This window comes from Streptosporangium becharense (assembly GCF_014204985.1).
In the GTDB taxonomy this organism is placed as follows: domain Bacteria; phylum Actinomycetota; class Actinomycetes; order Streptosporangiales; family Streptosporangiaceae; genus Streptosporangium; species Streptosporangium becharense.
This window is the reverse complement of sequence record NZ_JACHMP010000001.1, coordinates 4,166,747-4,185,833: the sequence shown is the minus strand read 5'-3', so window position 1 is coordinate 4,185,833 and position 19,087 is coordinate 4,166,747. Positions and strand designations below refer to the sequence as shown.

The 19,087-nt window shown below is 71.5% G+C and carries 19 protein-coding genes; 8 read left to right on the top strand and 11 right to left on the bottom strand.

The window, feature by feature from the left end; genetic code table 11:
* Positions 1–228: 228 nt before the first annotated feature.
* The 3 genes from F4562_RS18460 (at position 229) to F4562_RS18450 (ending at position 2,813) form a co-directional block, all read left to right on the top strand.
* Positions 229–657 (top strand): RrF2 family transcriptional regulator, encoded by a 429-nt coding sequence (locus F4562_RS18460; protein ID WP_184543057.1) that lies wholly within the window; start codon positions 229–231, stop codon positions 655–657.
* Between the two features lie 64 nt (positions 658–721).
* Positions 722–1,900 carry a globin domain-containing protein gene (locus tag F4562_RS18455; protein ID WP_184543059.1) on the top strand — a complete coding sequence of 393 codons (1,179 nt, stop codon included), beginning with the start codon at positions 722–724 and terminating at the stop codon, positions 1,898–1,900.
* A gap of 49 nt (positions 1,901–1,949) precedes the next feature.
* On the top strand, positions 1,950–2,813 hold the full coding sequence (locus F4562_RS18450; RefSeq protein WP_184543061.1) for an alpha/beta fold hydrolase: 864 nt from the start codon (positions 1,950–1,952) through the stop codon (positions 2,811–2,813).
* 47 nt (positions 2,814–2,860) lie between these two features.
* Here the strand turns inward: F4562_RS18450 and F4562_RS18445 are convergent, their stop codons facing one another.
* Positions 2,861–3,484, bottom strand: coding sequence for a TetR/AcrR family transcriptional regulator (locus tag F4562_RS18445; RefSeq protein WP_184543063.1), 624 nt, complete (start codon positions 3,482–3,484; stop codon positions 2,861–2,863).
* A gap of 105 nt (positions 3,485–3,589) precedes the next feature.
* Here F4562_RS18445 and F4562_RS18440 point away from each other — a divergent pair, with 105 nt between their 5' ends.
* Positions 3,590–4,789, top strand: coding sequence for a cytochrome P450 (locus F4562_RS18440; RefSeq protein ID WP_184543065.1), 1,200 nt, complete (start codon positions 3,590–3,592; stop codon positions 4,787–4,789).
* A gap of 8 nt (positions 4,790–4,797) precedes the next feature.
* Positions 4,798–5,013: a ferredoxin gene (locus F4562_RS18435; protein ID WP_184543067.1), complete on the top strand. Its 216-nt coding sequence runs from the start codon at positions 4,798–4,800 to the stop codon at positions 5,011–5,013.
* Positions 5,014–5,239: 226 nt separating this feature from the next.
* Here F4562_RS18435 and F4562_RS18430 read toward each other — a convergent pair whose 3' ends face one another.
* Complete coding sequence (locus F4562_RS18430; protein ID WP_311734055.1) at positions 5,240–6,112, bottom strand: SDR family NAD(P)-dependent oxidoreductase; 873 nt, start codon at positions 6,110–6,112, stop codon at positions 5,240–5,242.
* Entirely contained in the window at positions 6,109–7,344 is a 1,236-nt protein-coding gene (locus tag F4562_RS18425) for an acyl-CoA dehydrogenase family protein (RefSeq protein WP_184543069.1), read from the bottom strand. The genes F4562_RS18430 and F4562_RS18425 overlap by 4 nt, the downstream gene beginning before the upstream one ends.
* A 184-nt stretch (positions 7,345–7,528) precedes the next feature.
* Here F4562_RS18425 and F4562_RS18420 point away from each other — a divergent pair, with 184 nt between their 5' ends.
* On the top strand, positions 7,529–8,233 hold the full coding sequence (locus F4562_RS18420) for a TetR/AcrR family transcriptional regulator (protein WP_184543071.1): 705 nt from the start codon (positions 7,529–7,531) through the stop codon (positions 8,231–8,233).
* 284 nt (positions 8,234–8,517) lie between these two features.
* Here F4562_RS18420 and F4562_RS18410 read toward each other — a convergent pair whose 3' ends face one another.
* The 6 genes from F4562_RS18410 to F4562_RS18385 all read right to left on the bottom strand — a co-directional run bounded on the left by F4562_RS18410 (position 8,518) and on the right by F4562_RS18385 (position 14,274).
* On the bottom strand, positions 8,518–9,126 hold the full coding sequence (locus F4562_RS18410) for a GTP-binding protein (RefSeq protein ID WP_184543073.1): 609 nt from the start codon (positions 9,124–9,126) through the stop codon (positions 8,518–8,520).
* On the bottom strand, positions 9,107–9,457 hold the full coding sequence (locus F4562_RS18405; RefSeq protein WP_221207263.1) for a DUF742 domain-containing protein: 351 nt from the start codon (positions 9,455–9,457) through the stop codon (positions 9,107–9,109). The genes F4562_RS18410 and F4562_RS18405 overlap by 20 nt, the downstream gene beginning before the upstream one ends.
* A complete protein-coding gene (locus tag F4562_RS18400; protein WP_184543076.1) occupies positions 9,454–9,879 on the bottom strand; it encodes a roadblock/LC7 domain-containing protein in 426 nt (141 codons plus the stop codon). Before F4562_RS18400 ends, F4562_RS18405 begins: the two co-directional genes overlap by 4 nt.
* Positions 9,860–12,325, bottom strand: coding sequence for a sensor histidine kinase (locus F4562_RS18395; RefSeq protein ID WP_184543078.1), 2,466 nt, complete (start codon positions 12,323–12,325; stop codon positions 9,860–9,862). Before F4562_RS18395 ends, F4562_RS18400 begins: the two co-directional genes overlap by 20 nt.
* 171 nt (positions 12,326–12,496) lie before the next feature.
* Entirely contained in the window at positions 12,497–13,393 is an 897-nt protein-coding gene (locus F4562_RS18390) for a YihY/virulence factor BrkB family protein (RefSeq protein ID WP_184543080.1), read from the bottom strand.
* A 74-nt stretch (positions 13,394–13,467) separates the two neighbouring features.
* Positions 13,468–14,274, bottom strand: a complete 807-nt coding sequence (locus F4562_RS18385) for a class I SAM-dependent methyltransferase (RefSeq protein WP_184543082.1) — start codon at positions 14,272–14,274, stop codon at positions 13,468–13,470.
* A gap of 205 nt (positions 14,275–14,479) precedes the next feature.
* On the opposite strand from F4562_RS18385, the gene F4562_RS18380 reads away from it, so the two are divergent.
* Positions 14,480–15,520 carry a DUF2293 domain-containing protein gene (locus F4562_RS18380; RefSeq protein ID WP_311734056.1) on the top strand — a complete coding sequence of 347 codons (1,041 nt, stop codon included), beginning with the start codon at positions 14,480–14,482 and terminating at the stop codon, positions 15,518–15,520.
* Here F4562_RS18380 and F4562_RS18375 read toward each other — a convergent pair whose 3' ends face one another.
* Positions 15,521–16,300 (bottom strand): hypothetical protein, encoded by a 780-nt coding sequence (locus F4562_RS18375; protein ID WP_184543086.1) that lies wholly within the window; start codon positions 16,298–16,300, stop codon positions 15,521–15,523. It abuts the gene before it with no gap.
* A 447-nt stretch (positions 16,301–16,747) separates the two neighbouring features.
* On the opposite strand from F4562_RS18375, the gene F4562_RS18370 reads away from it, so the two are divergent.
* On the top strand, positions 16,748–17,485 hold the full coding sequence (locus F4562_RS18370; protein ID WP_184543088.1) for a hypothetical protein: 738 nt from the start codon (positions 16,748–16,750) through the stop codon (positions 17,483–17,485).
* 216 nt (positions 17,486–17,701) lie between these two features.
* On the opposite strand, the gene kynU is transcribed toward F4562_RS18370, so the two are convergent.
* The gene (gene kynU, locus F4562_RS18365) at positions 17,702–18,934 is read right to left on the bottom strand and encodes a kynureninase (RefSeq protein WP_184543090.1); all 1,233 of its coding nucleotides are present in this window, start codon (positions 18,932–18,934) and stop codon (positions 17,702–17,704) included.
* Positions 18,935–19,087 lie beyond the last annotated feature (153 nt).

Sequence of the window (19,087 nt, the reverse complement as noted above, 5' to 3'; positions counted from 1 at the left end):
GGCCGCGCGCGAGCGGGCCGTACGGGGGCCGGCCGGTCCGCGGAGAGACAGGCGGGGCCGACGGGCGACCGTGTGCGCGCGGACCGGCCGTGCACGAGCGGGCCCGCAGCACCGGGCCGGCGGGCGAGCCCGGCTCCGGCGCCACCCCGGCTCGGGTCATCCATCCCTTCCAGGTCTTCCGCCGACCCTAAATTGGTAAGGGATATTCATATTTGTTATGGTCTTCCTGTGCGCCTGACAAAGTTCACGGACCTGGCACTCCGGGTGACCATGCGGCTGGCGGTCGCGGAGCCCGGCGCGGTCCTGACGACCAGGGAGGTGGCCGAGGTCATGGCCATCCCCTACACGCACACGGCCAAGGTCATCTCCCGCCTGCAACACCTGGGCGTGGTCGAGGCCCGCCGGGGACGCGGCGGCGGGCTGGAGCTGACCGGCTTCGGCCGGGGCGCCTCGCTGGGATGGCTGGTCCGCGAGCTGGAAGGTGAGGAGGAGGTGGTCAACTGCGAGGGCGACTCCCCCTGTCCACTGCGGGCGGCCTGCCGGCTGCGCAGCGCGCTACGCCGGGCCCAGCAGGCGTTCTACGCGACGCTCGACCCGCTCACCGTCGACGACCTGGTCTCATCCCCGGCCGGGCCGGTGTTGATCAATCTTTCCTGAGTCCCACACCACCCCATACTTCACGCTCTTAAATACGAAGATCATCTACCAATTTGGAGAAGACATGCTCTCCCCCGAGTCCGCGAAGATCGTCCAGGCCACCCTGCCCGCCGTCGGCCAGGCGCTGGACGAGATCACGACGCGCTTCTACGGGACGATGTTCGCCGACAACCCCGACCTGCTGAGGAACCTCTTCAACCGCAGCAACCAGGCCAACGGAGAACAGCGGCAGGCGCTGGCCGGCTCGATCGCCGCCTTCGCCTCGATGCTCATCAACCGGCCGGACGAGCGCCCCGACGCCCTGCTCTCCCGGATCGCGCACAAGCACGCCTCGCTCGGGGTCACCCCGGACCAGTACACCATCGTGCACAAGTACCTCCTCGCCGCGGTCGCCGACGTGCTCGGCGACGCGGTCACCCCCGAGGTCGCGGCGGCCTGGGATGAGGTCTACTGGCTGATGGCCGGCGCGCTGATCGCCATGGAGGCGCGGCTGATGCCGGACGAGGACGACCCGTGGCTGCGGGCGACCGTGGTGGAGCGGCGGTCCGAGACGCCGGACACCATCTCCCTGATCCTCAAGCCGCCGGCCCCGCTGCCCTTCGCCCCCGGGCAGTACATCAGCGTCGGGGTCGAGTTGCCCGACGGAGCGCGGCAGATCCGGCAGTACAGCCTGTCGTCCGCCCCCGGACGCGGCGACTGGCGGATCACCGTCAAGCGGGTCCGTGGCGCGGGGCCCGACGGCGAGGTGTCCGGGTGGCTGCACGCCAACGTCAAGGCCGGGGACGAACTGACGGTGTCGAGGCCGTACGGCGACCTGGCCCTGGCCGAAGGCGACACCCCGCTGCTGCTCGCCTCCGCGGGGATCGGCGGCACCCCGATGCTGTCGATGCTCGACCACCTGGTGGCCACCGGCTCCACCCGCCAGGTGATCGTCGTCCACGCCGACCGGAGTCCCGCCGACCACGCGCACCGCAAGGAGCTCGTGAACCTGGTGGACGCCCTTCCCGGCGCGACCCTGTACCGCTGGTACGAGGAGGCGGGCGACTGCTCGTGCGACCCGGCTCCCCTGCTCGGTCACGCCGACCTGTCCGGGATCGAGCTGCCGCCGGGCCTGGTGGCCTACCTGTGCGGCCCGCTGCCGTTCATGCGGGGCGTGCGCACGGAACTGCTCCGCCGCGGCGTACCCGCCCGCGCCGTGCACTACGAGGTTTTCGGCCCCGACCTCTGGCTGGGCCAGGACTGACCGTTTTAATCAATGGCCTCTTACTCGGGTCCACGCATACCTTCCAGGTATGAAGTACGGAATCACTGAAGCGGATCGGATCGGGCAGACGGAGCTGCCCGACGGGCGAAGGCTCGGGTGGGCCGAGTGGGGTCCCGAGGACGGTGTCCCGGTGCTGTTCCTCTCCGGCGCGGCGATGGGCCGGTCCCTGGGGTTCGGCGGCGACGTGGTCGCCGGACGGGGGATCCGGCTGGTCTCCCTGGAGCGGCCGGGCCTCGGCGCCTCGGACCCCGACCCGGGACGCACCCTGGACGGATGGGCCGCCGACGTCGAGGCGTTCCTCTCGGCCCGGGGCCTGGGCCGGGTGCCGGTGGTGGGCTTCTCCCAGGGGGCTCCGTTCGCCCTGGCCTGCGCGGCGGCCGGAGTCGTCCGGTCGGTGGCGGTGGTCGCCGGGCAGGACGAACTGACCCACCCCGACCTCTCCGGCCTGCTCGACCCGCACCTGGCGGGCATGATGGCGGCGATCGGCGCCGACCCCGAGGGGTTCGCGGCCTCCTTCGCGGAGAAGGCCGACGCCGAGGGGATGTGGCAGCTCATCGTCTCGATGAGCTCCGACCTGGACCGGGCGGTCTACACCGACCCGGCGTTCGAGGGGCACTACCGGCGGGCACTGGCCGAGGGCTTCGCCCAGGGTGCCGCGGGCTACACCCGCGACCTGGTGCTCGCCATGTCCCGGTGGCCCTTCGACGTCGCGGGCATCACCGTCCCGGTCGACCTCTGGTACGGGGGGCACGACACCAGCACCGTCCACTCGCCCGACCACGGGGCCACCCTCGCCCGGCGCATCCCCGGCGCGCGGCGGCACCTGCTGCCTGAGGCGGGGGGATCGGTGCTGTGGACGCACGCCGAGGAGATCCTCACGGCCCTCGTCTGACGACGCGCGCCGGAGGAGATCCGCACGACCCGGACCCGGCGGGGGTGTCAGCGCACCGCCGGGAGGCCGGCCCGCAGGCCCGCGAGAACGAACTCGGTGGCCCGCCGGCCGGCCCGCAGTGTCTCCTCCGCGGAGGCGCCGGCGTTCATGCTGGTGAGGGCGGCGAGCTTGCCCCCGCCGACGACGGCGCCGACGGCCGCCGCCGCCTCGACGAGGTCCAGCTCACCGGGACACGCCCGGTGCAGGGCCTCGGCGAGCTCCCGCTGACTGTCGAACAGCATCAGCAGAGCGCGGGCCCGTAGCGAGGGGACGGTCATGACGAGGTGGTTGATCGGCGTCATCTCGCGCCTGAGGTCCTCGTCGACGGCCAGCAACGCGAAGCCCGCGTCGATGGCGCGCTCCAGCAGGTCGACCGCCCGGTCGCCGGGCCCGTGGCCGGCGATCACCGCCAGCGCGCGGTCGAGGCCGGCCCGCGAGTTGTGGAAGACCACGTCCTCCTTGCTGGCGAAGTAGCTGAAGAAGGTGCGCGTCGAGACGTCGGCCGCCGTGGCGATCTCCGAGATCGTCGTCTCCTCGTACCCCTTCTCGGTGAAGAGCCGCAGCGCCGCCGCGATGAGGGCGTGCCGGGTGCGGAGCTTCTTGCGCTCACGCAGCCCCAGGACCTCACTCATGCGCGTAGCTTAATGCATGACACCATACTTTGCACCTGTTGTAACTTTGCATTTAATGTAGTTTTCTGAGTGGAGACGAAGCGCCTCGATGCATAGGAGCATGAGATGGCAGAGTCCCACCCGGAGGCGATCACCTTCCCTTCCGGCCGTCCCGGGCCCTTCGACCCGCCCGCCTCCCTCGGCGCGCTGCGCGAGGAGTGTCCCGTCACGCCGATGGTCTACCCGGACGGCCGGACGGGCTGGCTGGTGACCGGCTACGCGGCCGTGCGGTCAGTGCTCGCCGACCCCCGCTTCAGCGCCCGGCGCGAGTTGCTGAGCGTCCCGGTCCCCTCCCCCCTGGCGCAGGAGATGCGCCGCCCGGCCGAGCCCGGCATGTTCATCCGGATGGACCCGCCCGACCACACCCGTTACCGCAGGCTGCTCACCGCCCAGTTCACGGTGCGGCGGATGAGGCAGCTCGAACCGAGGGTCCGGGAGATCACCGCAGAGTGCCTGGCCGCGATGGAGAAGGCCGGTCCGCCGCAGGACCTGGTGCGGGAGTTCGCCCTGCCCATCCCCTCCCTGGTGATCTGCGAACTGCTGGGCGTCCCCTACGCAGACCGGGAGGAGTTCCAGCGGGCCACGGCGGTGCTGGTCAACCTGGAGGCCACCGCCGACGACCTCCACGCGGCGATCGCCCGCGTCGGCGTCTTCTTCACCGAGCTCATCGCCCGCAAGCGGGCCGAGCCCGCCGACGACCTGCTCGGCGGGCTGGTCGAGAGCGGCGAGCTGACCGATGAGGAACTGGCGAACATCGGGTTCCTGCTGCTCGCCGCCGGGCACGAGACGACCGCGAACATGCTCGGGCTCGGCACGTTCGCCCTGCTCCAGAACCCCGAACAGCTCGCCGCGCTGCGCGCGGACCCCGCGCTGGCCGACAACGCGGTCGAGGAACTGCTGCGCTACCTGAGCATCATCCACATCGGCCCGGTGCGGGCGGCCCTTGCGGACGTCGAGCTGGAGGGACGGCTCATCAGGGCCGGTGACGTGGTGACGGTCTCCGTCCCGGCCGCCAACCGCGACCCCGCGCGCTTCACCGACCCCGAACGGCTGGACGTCACCAGGGATGCCACCGGGCACGTGACCTTCGGGCACGGGGTGCACCAGTGCCTCGGGCAGCAGCTCGCCCGCGTCGAGATGCGCATCGCCCTCCCGATGCTGTTCGACCGGTTCCCGGGGCTGCGGCTCGCCGTGCCCGCGGCGGAGGTGCCCATGCGTGACACCATGTCCATCTACGGCGTACGGGCGCTGCCGATCAGCTGGTAGGAGGAACGATGAAGGTCACCGTGGACGCCTCGGTGTGCATCGGAGCGGGCATGTGCGCGCTCACCGCACCCGCGGTGTTCGACCAGGACGAGGATGACGGCACCGTCGTCCTCCTCGACGGGACGCCGCCGCCCGGACTGCACGCCGCCGTCCGCCAGGCCGGGCGGCTGTGCCCCTCGGGCGCCATCACGGTGCTGGACACCGGCGACCCGGGCGACCGGTGAGGTAGGGCGGACGGTGGCCCGGCCCGCCGTCCGCCCCGGCCGAAGACCCCGCGGCCCGGCGGCCCGGCGGCGTCCCTGCGGCGGGCCCGCCGCCTGACGTCCGCCCGCCGGGTCCGCCGTCCGACGTCTCGCGCCGTGACACCGCCCACCCGTCCGGGGCGTCCCACCCACCGGCCACCCGCCGGGACTTCTCCCCCGTCCGGGCGTCTGACCCGCGCGGGGCGTCTCACCCGCGCGGCCCCGGGGCCCGCCGGAAGGCGAAGGGCTCGATCTCACGGCCCGGGATCACGAACCAGCACTCGCCGGTGCCGTCGCTGTCGAGCAACCGGAAGAACGCGTCGACGACGGTCCGGACGTCGAGGATCGGGAAGCCGATCTGCTCCAGCAGCTCCTTGCCCTCCCCCAGGATCGCGGTGTCGGCGAACGATGGGCACAGCCCCTGCACCCTGATCCCCCGCGCCTGGAGGTCCTCACCGAGCGAGCGGACCAGCCCGACCACCGCGTGCTTGTTGGCGGCGTAGATGGGGTCGGACGGGATCCCGACGATGCCGGCCATGCTGGCGGTCGCCACGATCGTTCCGCCGCCGGTCGCCAGCAGCGCCGGGATCGCCGCGTGCACGCCGAAGACGACACCGTCGAGGTTGACGCCCATCGCCAGCCGGTAACGGCGCAGGTCGAAGTCCTCGCCCAGGCCGCAGCCGGAGGCGATGCCCGCGTTGAGGAAGGCCAGGTCGAGCCTGCCGTACCGCTCGACCGCGGTGGCCACGGCCGCCTCGTTGTCCTCCAGGCGGGAGACGTCGCAGTGGACGAACGTCGCGTCGAGCTCGTCGGCGAGCGCCTTGCCCGCGTCGTCGTCGATGTCGGCGAGGACGATCCCGGCACCGCGCTCGGCCAGCCGCCGGGCCACTCCGGCTCCGATGCCGTTGCTCCCGCCGGTGACCAGGGCGACCCTGCCCTCCAGCCGGTCGCCGCGGACCACGTTGAACGTCTCCGCCGGGCCCTGTGCCACCATCCCGCCGAGCAGTCCGCCGCCGCCGGCGAACCCCCCGGTCGCAGCGCCCGTCCCGCCCTGCCCCGGGGCACCCGCCTGCGCGCTCACAGCGGCAGCCCGCCCGTGGCCGCGGCGGTGGAGCCGGTGCTCCGGTACGCGGCGATCGTGCGCTCGGCGATGCGCATCTGGTGGATCTCGTCGGCGCCGTCGGCGAAGCGGGCCCAGCGGGCGTGCTGGAGCATCTTGGCCAGCGGGGTGTCGGTGGAGTAGCCGAGCGCCCCGTGCACCTGGACCGCCCGGTCGACGATCCGGTTGAGGCTGTTGGCCACGAAGTGCTTGGCCATCGAGACCTCGGTACGGAAGTCCTCCCCCTTGTCGATCTTCGATGCGGCGTGCAGGACCATGAGCTTGCACTGGTAGAGCTCCATGGCCGAGTCGGCGATCATCCACTGGATCCCCTGTTTCTCGGCCAGCAGGGATCCGTGGCTGTAGCGGTTGAGCGCCCGGTCGACCATCATGTCGAGCGCCGTCTCGGCCTGCGAGATCCAGCGCATGCAGTGCGCCAGCCGGGCCGGGCCCAGGCGGTACTGGCCGAGCCGGTGGCCGTTGCCCCGGCCGCCGAGAATCTGGTCGTCGTGCACCCGCAGGTCGGTGATGACGATCTCACTGTGACCGGTGGAGCCGTGCATCGTCTCGATCTCGCGGACGTCGCGCCACCCCTGCTGGGGAAGGTCGACGATGAACGCGGTGTTGGCCCCGCGCGACCCCTCGGGGACGTCGGGCTCGGTCCTGGCGATGAGGATGGCGAAGCTCGCGCGGCGGGCGTTGGAGATGAACCACTTGTGGCCGTTGACGACCCACTCGTCGCCGTCCCTGACGGCGTGCGTACGGATGAGGGTGGGGTCGGAACCGGCCACCTCCGGCTCCGTCATCGCGAAGCACGACATCATCCGGCCGTCGAGCAGCGGCCGCAGATACTTCTCCTTCTGCTCGGCGGTGCCCCAGTGGAGCAGCGTGTGCATGTTGCCCTCGTCCGGCGCCGCGCAGTTGAGGATCCACGGCCCGAGGCGGGTCTTGGCGGCCTCCGACTGGACCATGGCCAGCTCGACGTGGCCGAGGCCCATGCCGCCCCACTCCTTCGGCATGTGCGGCAGCCAGAGCCCCTCGGCTCGGGCCTTCTCGCGGAGGCCGAAGATGACGCGGAGATACTCGTCGCGGCTGGTGACCTTCTCCTCGTCGTCGAAGTCCTTGACGGCCGGGGTGACGGTCTCCTGGATGAAGGTCCGCACGCGCCGGCGGATCTCCTCGTGCTCGGGGGCGAGGGTGAAGTCGATGGCCATGGGTTCTTCCCTTACCGGTGGTCTGCGGGGGCGGTCTACCAGGTCGAGAGAGCCGTCGGGCGCGGGCGGCTTCTATCCTTTGCCGTGTCCCGCCACCCTTGATGCGAACGCTTGATGATTTCAAGCAACTGCATTATTACCCTAGCGAGTGGTACATCCACCAGCAAGAGCCAGGAGAACGCCCATGCCCCCCAGACCGGAGACCACGGGGAAGCTGCTGGTGGCCGCGGCCGAGCGGCTGTTCGCCGAGCGGGGCATCGACGGCGTGTCGCTGCGCGAGATCAACGCCGCCGCCGGTCAGCGCAACGCGACCGCGTTGCAGTACCACTTCGGTGACCGCGCGGGGCTGCTGTCCGCGGTGCTCGCCAAGCACCACCCCGAGATCGAGGCCCGCCGCCACCAACTGCTCGACGAGTACGAATCACGCGGCGGACTGCCCGAGGCCGAGGCCCGGCGCGCTCTCGCCGCCGCGCTGGTACGGCCGATGGCCGCGAAACTGGCCGATCCCGACGGGGGCCGCCCCTACCTGCGGATCATGGAGCAGCTCGTCCAGCGCGGCGACCCGGTCGCGCTGCGTTCCGGGCAGGACGACCCCGGCCAGAGCATCAACCGGTGGCGCGAACTCGTCGCCCCGCTGCTCCCCGAGGTCGCCGTGCGCCGGCTGCACCAGCGCTTCATGGCCATCCGGGTGACGTACGTGGAGCTCGCCCGGCGCGCCGCCGGGCCGGAGGGCAAGGACGACCGGCTCTTCACCAGCCACCTGATCGACGTCGTGTCCGCCGTCCTCGCCACCGAGGTGTCCGAGGAGACCGCGCGCCTGCTCGGCGAGCGCGACAGGAGGCCCGGCGGTGAGCACGGCGGTCCCGGTGACGACCGCGACCGGCGGTGACCGGACTCTCCCGGCGGTGGACGCGACCGTCTCGCCGGTGACCGCGACCGTCTCGCCGGTGACCGCGACCGGCCCGGCTGTGGTGACCGCGACCGGCCCGGCTGTGGTGACCGCGACCGGCCCGGCTGTGGTGACCGCGACCGGCCCGGCTGTGGTGACCGCGACCGGCCCGGCTGTGGTGACCGCGACCGGCCCGGCTGTGGTGACCGCGACCGGCCCGGCTGTGGTGACCGCAGCCGGCCCGCCGACGGCCCGGACCGCCCGGACGTGGGTGGCCGCGGCCGTCAGGCCCCCGCGTGGGCGTCCTGGAAAGCGTCACCCACCGCGTAGGTGACCAGCGTGGTCAACACCTCCTTGACCGACTCCCGCCTGCGCGCGTCACACAGGACGATCGGGGCGACGCCCTCCAGACCCAGCGCCTTGCGCACCTTCACCGGGTCGTGCCGCCGGGCGCCGTCGAAGCAGTTGACCGCCACCACGAAGGGCAGCTCGCGCTGCTCGAAGTAGTCCACCGCGGGGAAGCAATCCTGCAGGCGCCGGGTGTCGGCCAGCACGACCGCACCCAGCGCGCCGAGCGAGAGCTCGTCCCACATGAACCAGAACCGGTCCTGGCCCGGGGTGCCGAACAGGTAGAGCCAGAGCCCGTCCCGGATGGTGATCCGGCCGAAGTCCAGCGCCACGGTAGTGGTGATCTTGGATTCCACACCCGCCAGGTCGTCCACGCCGACGCTGCGCTCGCTGAGCAGCTCCTCGGTGTGCAGCGGCCTGATCTCGCTGATCGAACCCACCAGGGTGGTCTTGCCCACCCCGAAACCACCGGCGACGAGGATCTTGATGGCCATCGGCGGCGCGGTGACCGCGGTCCGGCCCGGCTCAGAGGCCGCGTATTCCATGCAGCACTTCCCTGTAGATGCGTTCGTCGATCGTCTGCGCCGCGGGCCGGGGCCGGTCGATGGTGACCAGCCCCTCACGCCGCAGGTCGCCAAGGAGCACCCGGGTGATGTTGAGCGGCAGCCTCAGGTGCGACGCCGCGTCCGCCACCGGGGTGGGGCGGCGGCACAGCGACAGCAGTTCGAGATGCTCGGGCATCAGCCCGAGCGGCTCGGACGGTATGTCGACGGTCGTCACGATGGCCACCAGGTCGAAGCTCTCCCCGGGTGGGCGTGCGCGGCCGCCGGTCAGCCCGAAGAGCCTGACCAGCGGCCCGGGATCGTCGCCGATCACGGCCGGGCACCGTTCCAGGCGGGTGCCGGGGCGGCACTCCTCGGCTGCGCGGACAGGTGTTCGCCGACGCGCTTGACCATCAACGCCATCTCGTAGGTGACCATGCCCAGTTCGGCGTCGGCGGCGGCCAGCACGGCCAGCCGGGCACCCTGCCCGGCCGCGGTGACGAACAGGAAGCCGCCCTCCATCTCGATGATGGTCTGCCGCACCCCGCCGAGGCCGAAGTGGCGTCCCGCCCCCAGCGCGAGGCTGTGGCTGCCGGCGGAGATGGCCGACAGGTGCTCGGCGTCCTCCCGGGTCAGCTCGCGGGAGCCGCCCATGGCCAGCCCGTCGGCCGACAGCACGATGGCGTGCCGGACTCCGGGGACGCGCTGCGTCAGGTCGTCGAGCAGCCAGCTCAGTTCAGATCTCGGGTCGGCCATCGGTGTGGCCCTCCTTTCCGTTCCGCACGTCCTGGTCCTGCCCGGCCTGGCCGCGTCCCCGCTGCCAGCCCTGCTGCATGGACGACATGAGGGTGAAGAGCTCCTCCGGGGATCGGACGGAGACGTCTCGCTGTTCCCGGGCGGGCGCCCGGCGTAGCTGGGGGGCGAGGCTGGCCTGGCGTACCCGCACCGGGAGCCCGTCGAGGTCGTCGTCGGCGACCTGTGCGGCGGGGCGGACGGGTCCGGGGGACGGAGGGTCCGCACGCCCGGGGCGGGTCTCGAACCGGCCGCCGTGTTCCGGGCCGGGGACCCGGCCCGGGGCGGCGCCGCGGTCCGGTGACGCGGCGCCGACCGGCGCGGGTCGCTCCCGGGCGGGAAGCTCCGGGATGGAGCGCTCCGAAGTCACGCGCTCCGAGGCGTCCGGGGCGGCGGCCACCAGGCGGTCCCGGGACTCCGGGCCGGACCGGCGCGGCGTCGGCGCCGCGCTCAACGCCCGGACCGGCCTGCGCGGGCGGGGAGTGGTGACCGGGACGTCCCGGGACGGTCCGGCCACCGTCACCGGTGACTCCGGAGCGGCGAGCAGGGCGGGCGGGAGCATGACGATCGCGGTGGTCCCGTCGTAGGGCGACGGCCGCAGCACGACCTTGATCCCGTGCCGGGCGGCGAGCCGGGCCACCACGAACAGACCGAGCCGGTCGCTGTCGGCCAGGTCGAACTCCGGCGGCTCGGCGAGCTTGGCGTTCAGCTCGTCGAGTGTGGCCTCGTTCAGTCCGAGGCCGCGGTCCTCGATCTCCAGCGCGAACCCGTTGGCCGCCGTCATGCCCCGGATGTGCACCCCGGTGTTCGGCGGTGAGAAGACGGTCGCGTTCTCCGCCAGTTCGGCGATCAGGTGGATCACGTCGGTGACCGCGGCACCCACCAGGAGAGGGGCCTGGGGCATGGGAAGCACCGTCAGGCGGGTGTAGTCCTCGACCTCCAGCACGGCGCTGCGCACCACGTCGAAGACGGGCACCGGGTCGCGCCACCGGCGGGCGGGGGCCGCGTCGGAGAGGATGATGAGGTTCTCGGCGTGCCGCCGCATGCGGGTGGTCAGGTGGTCGATCTTGAACAGGTCCTCGAGGATGTCCGGTTCCTCGACCCGGCGTTCCATCGCGTCCAGCAGCGTGAGCTGGCGGTGGAGCAGGGCCTGGTTACGCCGGGCCAGGTTGAGGAAGACCTGGCCGACGCCCCGGCGGAGCGTCGCCTGACCGACCGCGGCCTCCACCGCGGTACGCCGCACGGCGGAGAAGGCGTGCACGACCCGGTCGACCTCGGCGGTGTCGGCGGGGTCCAGCTCGGGGGCCTCGGCCGCGGGATCCACGTCGTCGCCCCTGCGCAGCCGCTGGACCAGCCGCGGCAACCGCTCCTCGGCCAGTTCGGCGGCCGAGGTCTGGAGCCGCCTCAGCTCATTGATCATGGACCGGCCGAACCGGTAGGAGACCGTGATGGAGACGATCACCGCGAGCAGGCCCAGCCCCACGACCAGCGCGACCCGCAGGAACGCGTCGGCCTTGATCTCGTCGCCCCTGGCCCCGGCGCGGAGCAGTTCCTGCCGCACCTGCCGGTCGACGGTGTCCAGGACGCGTTCGGCGTCGGCCTTCCACGCGGCGGCCTCCACCGGTGGCTTCCCGGTGAGGTCCCATGCGAAGATCTTGTCCTCGGCGGCCTGGAACCGCCGGTACGCCTCGTCGCCGAGCAACTCCCGGTAGTGCGCGCGCAGGTCGGGGCCCATGTCCCGCTCGGCGGCGGCCAGGTGGTTGCGCCGGCTGGTCATCGCCGCGACGAAGGCGGCGTGCTCGGCCGGCGTCATCTTGTCCTGCTCCAGCACGACGGTGAGCACGGCGTGCTCCCTGCCGATGTACTCGGCGGTGTTGCTGTAGGACCCCATGCCGCGGACGACCCGGAAGGAGGAGACGTCGACGAGCGCCTCCGAGTCGCCGAACTGCCGGTTGGCGACCGTGATGAACGCGTTGTAGGCGTCGATCACCTGGAGCGGGGTGATCACGCCGCTGTCGGCCGAGGCGCGCAGCCGGATGAGATCGTCCATCGCGGTCTCCAGGGCCCGCACGTCGGTCGGCGCGTTACCGGGCTCGTAGCCCTCGGCGGACGCGATCGCCTGACGCACCAGGTCCACCTTGCCGTTGGTGACCCGCCGCTGGTCGGAGAGCGCCTTGTTCTCGGCCGTACCGCCGGCCGCCTCGGCGGAGAGCTGGCGTTCCCGCTGGATCTCGTCGATCAGTTGCCGGATCGGCTCCCCGATCACCTGCCAGCGGCTCTGGGTCTGGGAGATGCCGGCGACCTGGGAGAGGGACGAGTAGGCGACGAAACCCCACAGGGCGATCAGCGACACCAGGGGGAGGGCGAGAATCCTGAGGATCTTGGAGCGGATCGGCGGGGGAGAACTCATGCATCCTGTCCAATCCGCGGGTTCCTGCTCGTCGCCGGCAGCCGCGGACACGGGTGAGTTCCACGATCCGCACCGCGACTGAGGCGAGGTGATTCGACACACTATGCCCATCGGGCAGATCGCGCTTCAAGCCACCGAAGCGAAAATTGGATATCAATGTTGCACAGATCGTCACATGACGCGAGGACGGGAGGCCGCCAGGTCGACGATGCCGTCCCCGGTGCCCGTGGCGGTGAGGGCGGCGCCGAAGAGGATCAGCTGGTTGAGGATCTTGAGGAAGAGGAGCATCCCGACCGCACCCGCGACCACCTGGTAGGCCGGATTGCCGGTGGTCATCTCCAGGTAGACCTGACCGACGCTCTTGAGGATCTCCAGGCCGACTGTGATGACCAGCGCGGGCCCCAGCACCCGGCGCGGCGGCAGACGCAGCCGCGGCGGCCCGCTCAGCAGCGCGACCGCCAGCAGGGTGTTGACCCCCAGCCCGAGCATGAACGCGGCGGCCGACAGCAGCCACCGCGACACCGCGTCGTCGACGCCCACGGTGTGCAGGAGCAGCCAGTTCAGCACCGTCTCGGCGGCGAAGGCCACCGCCAGCGAGGCGGACAGCAGCAACCCCAGCCCGGCCATCACCCCCAGGTCGATGAGCTGGCGCACCAGGAAACGGCCCGGATACTCCTCGATCCGCCAGATCGCCCTGATCGCCGAGCGCAGGGTGTCCATCCAGAACAGGCCGGTGATCGGCAGACCGACGAACGCGATCGCCCCCGCGGCCCCGCTGGCGTCCTGCAGCGCCTGCACGTCCAACCGGGGGAAGTTCTCGGTCAGGTACGCCTGCACCGTGATCAGCACCTCGGGGACGTGGAGGAACTGCCCGATGATGGCGAAACCCAGCAGACCCAGCGCGAAGACCGCGAAGAACGAGTAGTAGGTGAGCGCGGCCGACAGTCGTCCCGCGTCCACCTCGTCGTAACGTGTGACGGCACGCCCCAGGTGGTTCAGCCAGCCGTGGCGGTGGCACGCCCGCTCCCACGCCCCGGCGATCCGCCCGGTGAAGTCCGTGACCGTCATGCACCGGCCTCTACCCCGGGCACGCCGCCTGCCACCTCGCCCGGGGCACGGAACCGTACCGGTTTCCAGGCCTTTCAGCCCTCCGCCGGCCTGCGGGCGAGGATCGAGTGGATCGCGAAGGAAGGAGCGGTGAAACCGGGGTCCGTCATGACCTCGCGGACCTCGTGGAGCTGGCCGACGGTCATACCCGCCTCCAGCAGGCGGTCCTCCAGGTGGTGGCTGTTGCTGACCAGCAGGCCGATCCCGGCGGAGCCGTGTTCCCACGTCTCGGTCCAGCACACCGGGTCGACGTCGGTGAATCCGGCCTCGGCGATGTCCCCGGCGGCGGCGCCGCCCCAGGTCGGGTCGGCGCCCGCGGCACCCAGCACCCGGGCCATGGCCGCGGTGTAGACGCCGTACACGCTCGTGGAGGGTGAGCCGGGCGGAGCCATCCAGCGGGTGACGTCGATCTCGTCGATCTGGAGCCACCCGCCCGGCCGTAGCGCGGTGCGCAGGCGCTCCAGGACACGGCGCCGGCCGGGCAGGTGGCTCAGCACCAGCCGGGCGTGGACCAGGTCGAACTCCCCCGCCGGCAGCGGGTCGTGCACCACGTCGTGACGGGCCACGGTCAGGCCCGGACGGGACGGGATCAGCCCCGGTTTGATGTCGGTGGCCAGCACCCGCCCGGCCGGCGCCACCTGCCCTGCCAGCCACAGGGCTACGCTGCCGCCGCCCGCCCCGACCTCCAGGCAGCTCCAGCCCGCGGTGACGCCGGTCTGCGCGAGGCGCCCGAACGTCAACGGGTCGAGGAGCTCGGCCAGGTAACGGTGCTGGTCGGCCGAGTGGTCACCGTCGTTGTCGAACACGTAGCCGGACGCGTCCGCGCAGTTCTGCCTGGTCATCTGACGTTTCCCCCAAGAATCACCGATCTCGCTCGCATGCTAGGCGGTTCACCTCGAGGAACGGATGACCTTCGGCGGAGCCGGGGCCGCCACCGGGGGAGTATGTCCTCCGCTCTCTGGAGTGCCCGGGTAAATCACCCGGGCACTCCAGAGAGCGGAGGACGACCCGGGCTTCGGGGCCGGCCGGATGCGGCAAGCTTGTCCGGTGAGCAAACTCGAACGCCGGATCGCCGAGGCCGCCGAGGCCGCGCTCGCGCAGCGCAAGTACGTCACCGCCATCGACGTGCTGACCGGGCTCCGCTGGTTGCACGCGCAGCACGTCGACACCTGGCGGCAGGGCCGGGCGACGACGCTGGAGCAGCTCGCGGCCGTCGACGGGGCCAGGATGACGGAGGCGGTGGCCGCCCTGCGCCGCTGGGCACTGGCGCGGGGGCTCACGCCCAGCCCGACGCCGTACGTCTCCGGTGCCCGCGACCGCGGCGAGCTGCGCTTCGTGGCGGACGGCGACGACAGCGCCTTCCGGGTCCACTGGATCTCACCGGACATGAGCGAGGCCAGGCGGCGGCAGCTCGCCGAGCGGCAGAGCAAGGCCCCCGATCTGACGGTGGTGGAACCGGAGAAACCCTGGGAGTGCGCGGGCTGCGCCGGCACCGGGCCGTACCTGATCATGGAAAGCGCCGGGTCCTACTGCCTGACCTGTGCGGATCTGGACCACCTGGTCCTGCTGCCCGCGGGCGACGCCGCGCTCAGCAGGCGGGCCAAGAAGGAGAGCGGGCTGGCCGCCGTGGTGGTCCGGTTCAACCGCCGGCGTAAGCGCTATGAGCGGCTGGGCATCCTCGTGGAGGAGGCCGCGCTGGCACGGGCCGAGGAGCAGTGCCTGGCCGATGAGGAGGTCCGGCTGCGCCGCAGGGAGCGCGACCGGGTCCGGCGGGCCGGCGAGGACCTGGAGTTTCAGGCCGCCATGGCCGAGGAGATCGTCCGGCTGTTCCCCGGCTGCCCGCCCGAGCGGGCCGCGGAGATCTCCGCGCACGCCGCGCAGCGCGGCAGCGGCCGGGTCGGCCGGACCGCCGCCGCGAAGGTGTTCGACGAGAACGCGATCACGCTGGCCGTGATCGCCTCCGTGCGCCACCTCGACACCGACTACGACCGGCTGCTGATGTCGGGGGTGCCCCGCGCCGAGGCCCGGGACCGGATCCGCCCGGGTGTCGACCGGGTGCTGACCGGCTGGCGCGGCGCGGCCGTCTGATCAGTCGCCCGATCCGCCACCCGAGTCGCTCGACCCGCCGCCCGAGTCGCCCGAGTCGCCCGATCCACCGTCCGAGTCGCTCGACCAGCCGGAATCGTCCGAGTCATCGGAGTAGTCCGAGTCATCGGATCGGCCGGAGCCCCCCGGCCTCTTGGGACGCATTCTCCGGCGCCGCCGCTCGCCCATCACGCTGAGGACGACCGTCATCAGCGCGATCCAGCCCCCGCTGATCCAGGTGGCCGTCTCCATGACGCCCTGACTCGCGGGCGGGCGCGGTTCGACCACTCCGAGGGGGTCCACCAGCATCTCGACCGTCTCTCCGACCTCCAACGGGTCGCCGGAGGTCGTGTGGTCGTCCACCAGCGGCCGTCCGTCCGGGTCGTGCAGGACGTACCGGTAGTGGTCGTCCCTGCGCTTGCGGCCCTCCACCCACTCCCGATCCACCACGGTCGCCGTCACCTGCTCGCCGAACGTGCGCAGGTAGTGGTCACCCGGCAGGGCGATGGCCGTACCCCCCAACGCCACGAGGAACGGCAGCAGCGCCCAGAGTGCCCAGGGGACGTCCTCGGAGATCTTCATCATCGCGAAGACGGGACCGAACATCAGCGTGACGAAGAGGACCCCGCCCACCACGAACTCCACCCACGAGGGGATGTCGACGGCGACCACGACACCGAGGAGCAGCCAGAGGACGGCCACCGCCGCCAGGAACGACGTGCCCCTGACGACGACCAGCCCCCAGCCCGCCCGCAGTTCCGCCTCCTGCAGCGTCTTGTCCATGGCACCGAATTCTGACCAGCCGGACACGGCCTGGCGTCACTCCAGCGGATGACATCGGACGCCGCCGCGGATGACATCCGGCACGGCGGATCCGGGAGAACGGACGCGGGAAGCGGGCCCGGAGAACGCCCCGGAAAGCAGGCGCGGAAGGCTGGAGAAGAGACGCGGAAAGCGGGATCGGCCCCGGCGTCACGGCCTGCCGGAAGCGTGACCGGCGGGCCGACGACCAATCAGCATAGACACGCCTTCACCTGCGCTTTCCTTATTTAGTGGACTCCGTGTCGGCGTGGCGACACAGGTCGATCGGTAGCGACTGTGAGTATTTTCCCCATCACGCTGAGTCGCTCAACGTATATGCATGGGCCGTATCCAGGCCAGCGGATCGACCGCGGCCACAGGCCGCGCCTCGAAAGGAACGGTGTCTCTATGTCCACGTCCAATCCTCCGATGAACGCCGGAGCGGCACGCCACCGGCCCAAGGGACGCGGGCCGATGAAGGGGCTGGCGGCGTTGACCATGGCCGGCTCTCTCTCCCTGGCCCTCGCCACGTCTCCGTCCGCCGCCGTCTCCCTGAACAACACTCCGCCGCCGGACGACGACGGCTCGTCCACGTCGAGCACCTCCATCTCGTCCACGACGTCAAACCACGACGACCACGACGACCACCACGACCGGTCCCTGATCGCCGAGGAGGCCGACAGGAAGTGCCTGCCGAGGGAGTTCTTCCGGTTCCGTGACTTCCACCCGAGGAACTTCTACCTTCCGCGCACCCGCTTCATCGACGGCCCCGGCGGCACGATGACGGCGACGGTCAGGCGGCAGCACCGCGTCTACGCCGAGATCGAGATCGAGCGGATCAAGGGATCCTCGATCGAGCGGCCGAACATCGACCGGGCGACCCTGGTCCGCTCGCTGGCCAACAACGTGAACCCTCTGCTCGCCGAGGAGTTCGTCGTCGAGGCCGGGCACGACTACACCCGGGAGATCAGCAAGGGCATGTACGGCAACCTGTGGTACCGCGTCTTCGGGTACCGGGTGGGCTTCACCGCCTGGCGGCAGGTCCGCAACTGCACCGTACGCCCGGTCGCCACCGGAATCGCCAACATCCCCGCGCGAGTGGAGGGCTGGCGGTACTGGGAGACCAAGCACCCGATGTACAAGGGACGCCGGCTGAGCCCGCGCTGACGCCCTCGGGCAGGTGTCCCACCTGACGACACCCGCATCGGTGACCGCCATGTGATCCGGCGCGTGACGGTCTTTCGCCCGTGTGCTCCTTCGGCGGCGCCTTGCCGCCGAAGGAGCACGGCGCGCACCGGAGACGGAATCTCCGGTGCGTCCCCGGCCGGGCTGCCCGAACGCCCCGGGCCGCGGACGCACCGGTTCCGAGGCGGAACGCCGGGGTCAGGTGACGGCCAGGCGCCGCCGGTAACGCTCGTCGCGCCAGTGTTCCTCACGCAGCACCTCGGCGAGGGCCACGGCCGCGTCGTAGACGTCCACGTGGCGGATGTAGAGCGGCGCGAAACCGAACCTGAGCACGTCGGGTGCGCGGAAGTCACCGTGGACGCCGCGGTCGATCAGAGCACGCATGACGGGGTAACCGTCGGGATGGCGGAAGCTGACCTGGCTGCCCCGGCGCTCCGGGTCGCGGGGCGACAGGAGCGCGAGGTCGTACGGCGCGCAGAACTCCTCGACCAGCTCGATGAAGAGCGAGGTCAACGCCACGCTCTTGGCCCGCAGCTCGGCCAGGTCGACCCGCTCCCAGATGTCGAGCGAGGCGTTGAGCGGGGCGTAGGAGAGCACGTGCGGAGTGCTCACGGTGAAACGCCGGATCCCCTCGGCCGGGCGGAAACCCGGCTCGAACGCGAACGGCTCCGCGTGGCCGTGCCAGCCGGTCAGCATGTGCTCCGCCCCGGCCTGGTGACGCGGGTGCACGTAGATGTAGGCCGGAGACCCCGGCCCGGCGTTGAGGTACTTGTAGGTGCAGCCGATCGCGAAGTCGGCGACCGACATGTCGACCTGGAAGGCCCCGGCGCTGTGGCACAGGTCCCAGATCATCAACGCTCCCGCGGCCTGGACCGCCGCGGTCACCTCGGCCGTGTCGTGACGCGCGCCGGTGCGGTAGTCCACCTCCGACATCAGCACGCACGCGACGTCGTCCGCGAGCACGCCCGCGAGGTCGCCGAGCCCGGCGATATCACGAATCTCGTAGCCGTCCAGCGCCTTGACCAGCCCCTGGACCATGTAGTGGTCGGTCGGGAAGTTGGCCCGGTCGGAAACGATCACACGTCGTCCCGGACGCAGGCTCAGCGCGGCGGTGACGGCCTTGACGATCGCGATCGAGGTGCTCTCGCCCACCGCCACCTGGCCGGGACCCACGCCGATGAGCGGGGCGATCCGGTCGCCGGTGGTCAGGGGCAGGTCGTACCAGCCGGAGGCGTTCCACCCGCCGACCAGCCGGCCGCCCCACTCCTCCTCCACCGTCCGGGTGACCGCCGCCACGGCGGCTTTCGGCGGGGCGCCGAGGGAATTGCCGACCAGATAGATCGTCCCGTCGGGCAGGCTGAACTCGTCCCTGAGGTGTTTGAGGGGGTCACTGGCGTCGAGAGCGACGCACTCGGCACGGGTGATGGTCACGAATCATCTCCGAGTTGGTGGCTGGCAACCCTCCCAATCATGCGTCACCGGTGCGGGCGACCACACACCGGGGGAGAATCAGCCCGCGGTCCGAAGACGCGTCGCCTCACACCGGCCCGTCTCCCGGGGAGACGTCGCCTCACACCGGCCCGC

Excerpts from the sequence above, each read along its gene's own strand:
- F4562_RS18400 (WP_184543076.1), bottom strand. The coding sequence starts at position 9,879 with ATGGCCGACCCGAGATCTGAACTGAGCTGGCTGCTCGACGACCTGACG.
- F4562_RS18385 (WP_184543082.1), bottom strand. The coding sequence starts at position 14,274 with ATGACCAGGCAGAACTGCGCGGACGCGTCCGGCTACGTGTTCGACAAC.
- F4562_RS18395 (WP_184543078.1), bottom strand. The coding sequence starts at position 12,325 with ATGAGTTCTCCCCCGCCGATCCGCTCCAAGATCCTCAGGATTCTCGCC.
- F4562_RS18440 (WP_184543065.1), top strand. The coding sequence starts at position 3,590 with ATGGCAGAGTCCCACCCGGAGGCGATCACCTTCCCTTCCGGCCGTCCC.
- F4562_RS18410 (WP_184543073.1), bottom strand. The coding sequence starts at position 9,126 with ATGGAATACGCGGCCTCTGAGCCGGGCCGGACCGCGGTCACCGCGCCG.
- F4562_RS18450 (WP_184543061.1), top strand. The coding sequence starts at position 1,950 with ATGAAGTACGGAATCACTGAAGCGGATCGGATCGGGCAGACGGAGCTG.
- F4562_RS18375 (WP_184543086.1), bottom strand. The coding sequence starts at position 16,300 with ATGGACAAGACGCTGCAGGAGGCGGAACTGCGGGCGGGCTGGGGGCTG.
- F4562_RS18370 (WP_184543088.1), top strand. The coding sequence starts at position 16,748 with ATGAACGCCGGAGCGGCACGCCACCGGCCCAAGGGACGCGGGCCGATG.
- F4562_RS18435 (WP_184543067.1), top strand. The coding sequence starts at position 4,798 with ATGAAGGTCACCGTGGACGCCTCGGTGTGCATCGGAGCGGGCATGTGC.
- F4562_RS18455 (WP_184543059.1), top strand. The coding sequence starts at position 722 with ATGCTCTCCCCCGAGTCCGCGAAGATCGTCCAGGCCACCCTGCCCGCC.
- F4562_RS18445 (WP_184543063.1), bottom strand. The coding sequence starts at position 3,484 with ATGAGTGAGGTCCTGGGGCTGCGTGAGCGCAAGAAGCTCCGCACCCGG.
- F4562_RS18390 (WP_184543080.1), bottom strand. The coding sequence starts at position 13,393 with ATGACGGTCACGGACTTCACCGGGCGGATCGCCGGGGCGTGGGAGCGG.
- F4562_RS18425 (WP_184543069.1), bottom strand. The coding sequence starts at position 7,344 with ATGGCCATCGACTTCACCCTCGCCCCCGAGCACGAGGAGATCCGCCGG.
- F4562_RS18420 (WP_184543071.1), top strand. The coding sequence starts at position 7,529 with ATGCCCCCCAGACCGGAGACCACGGGGAAGCTGCTGGTGGCCGCGGCC.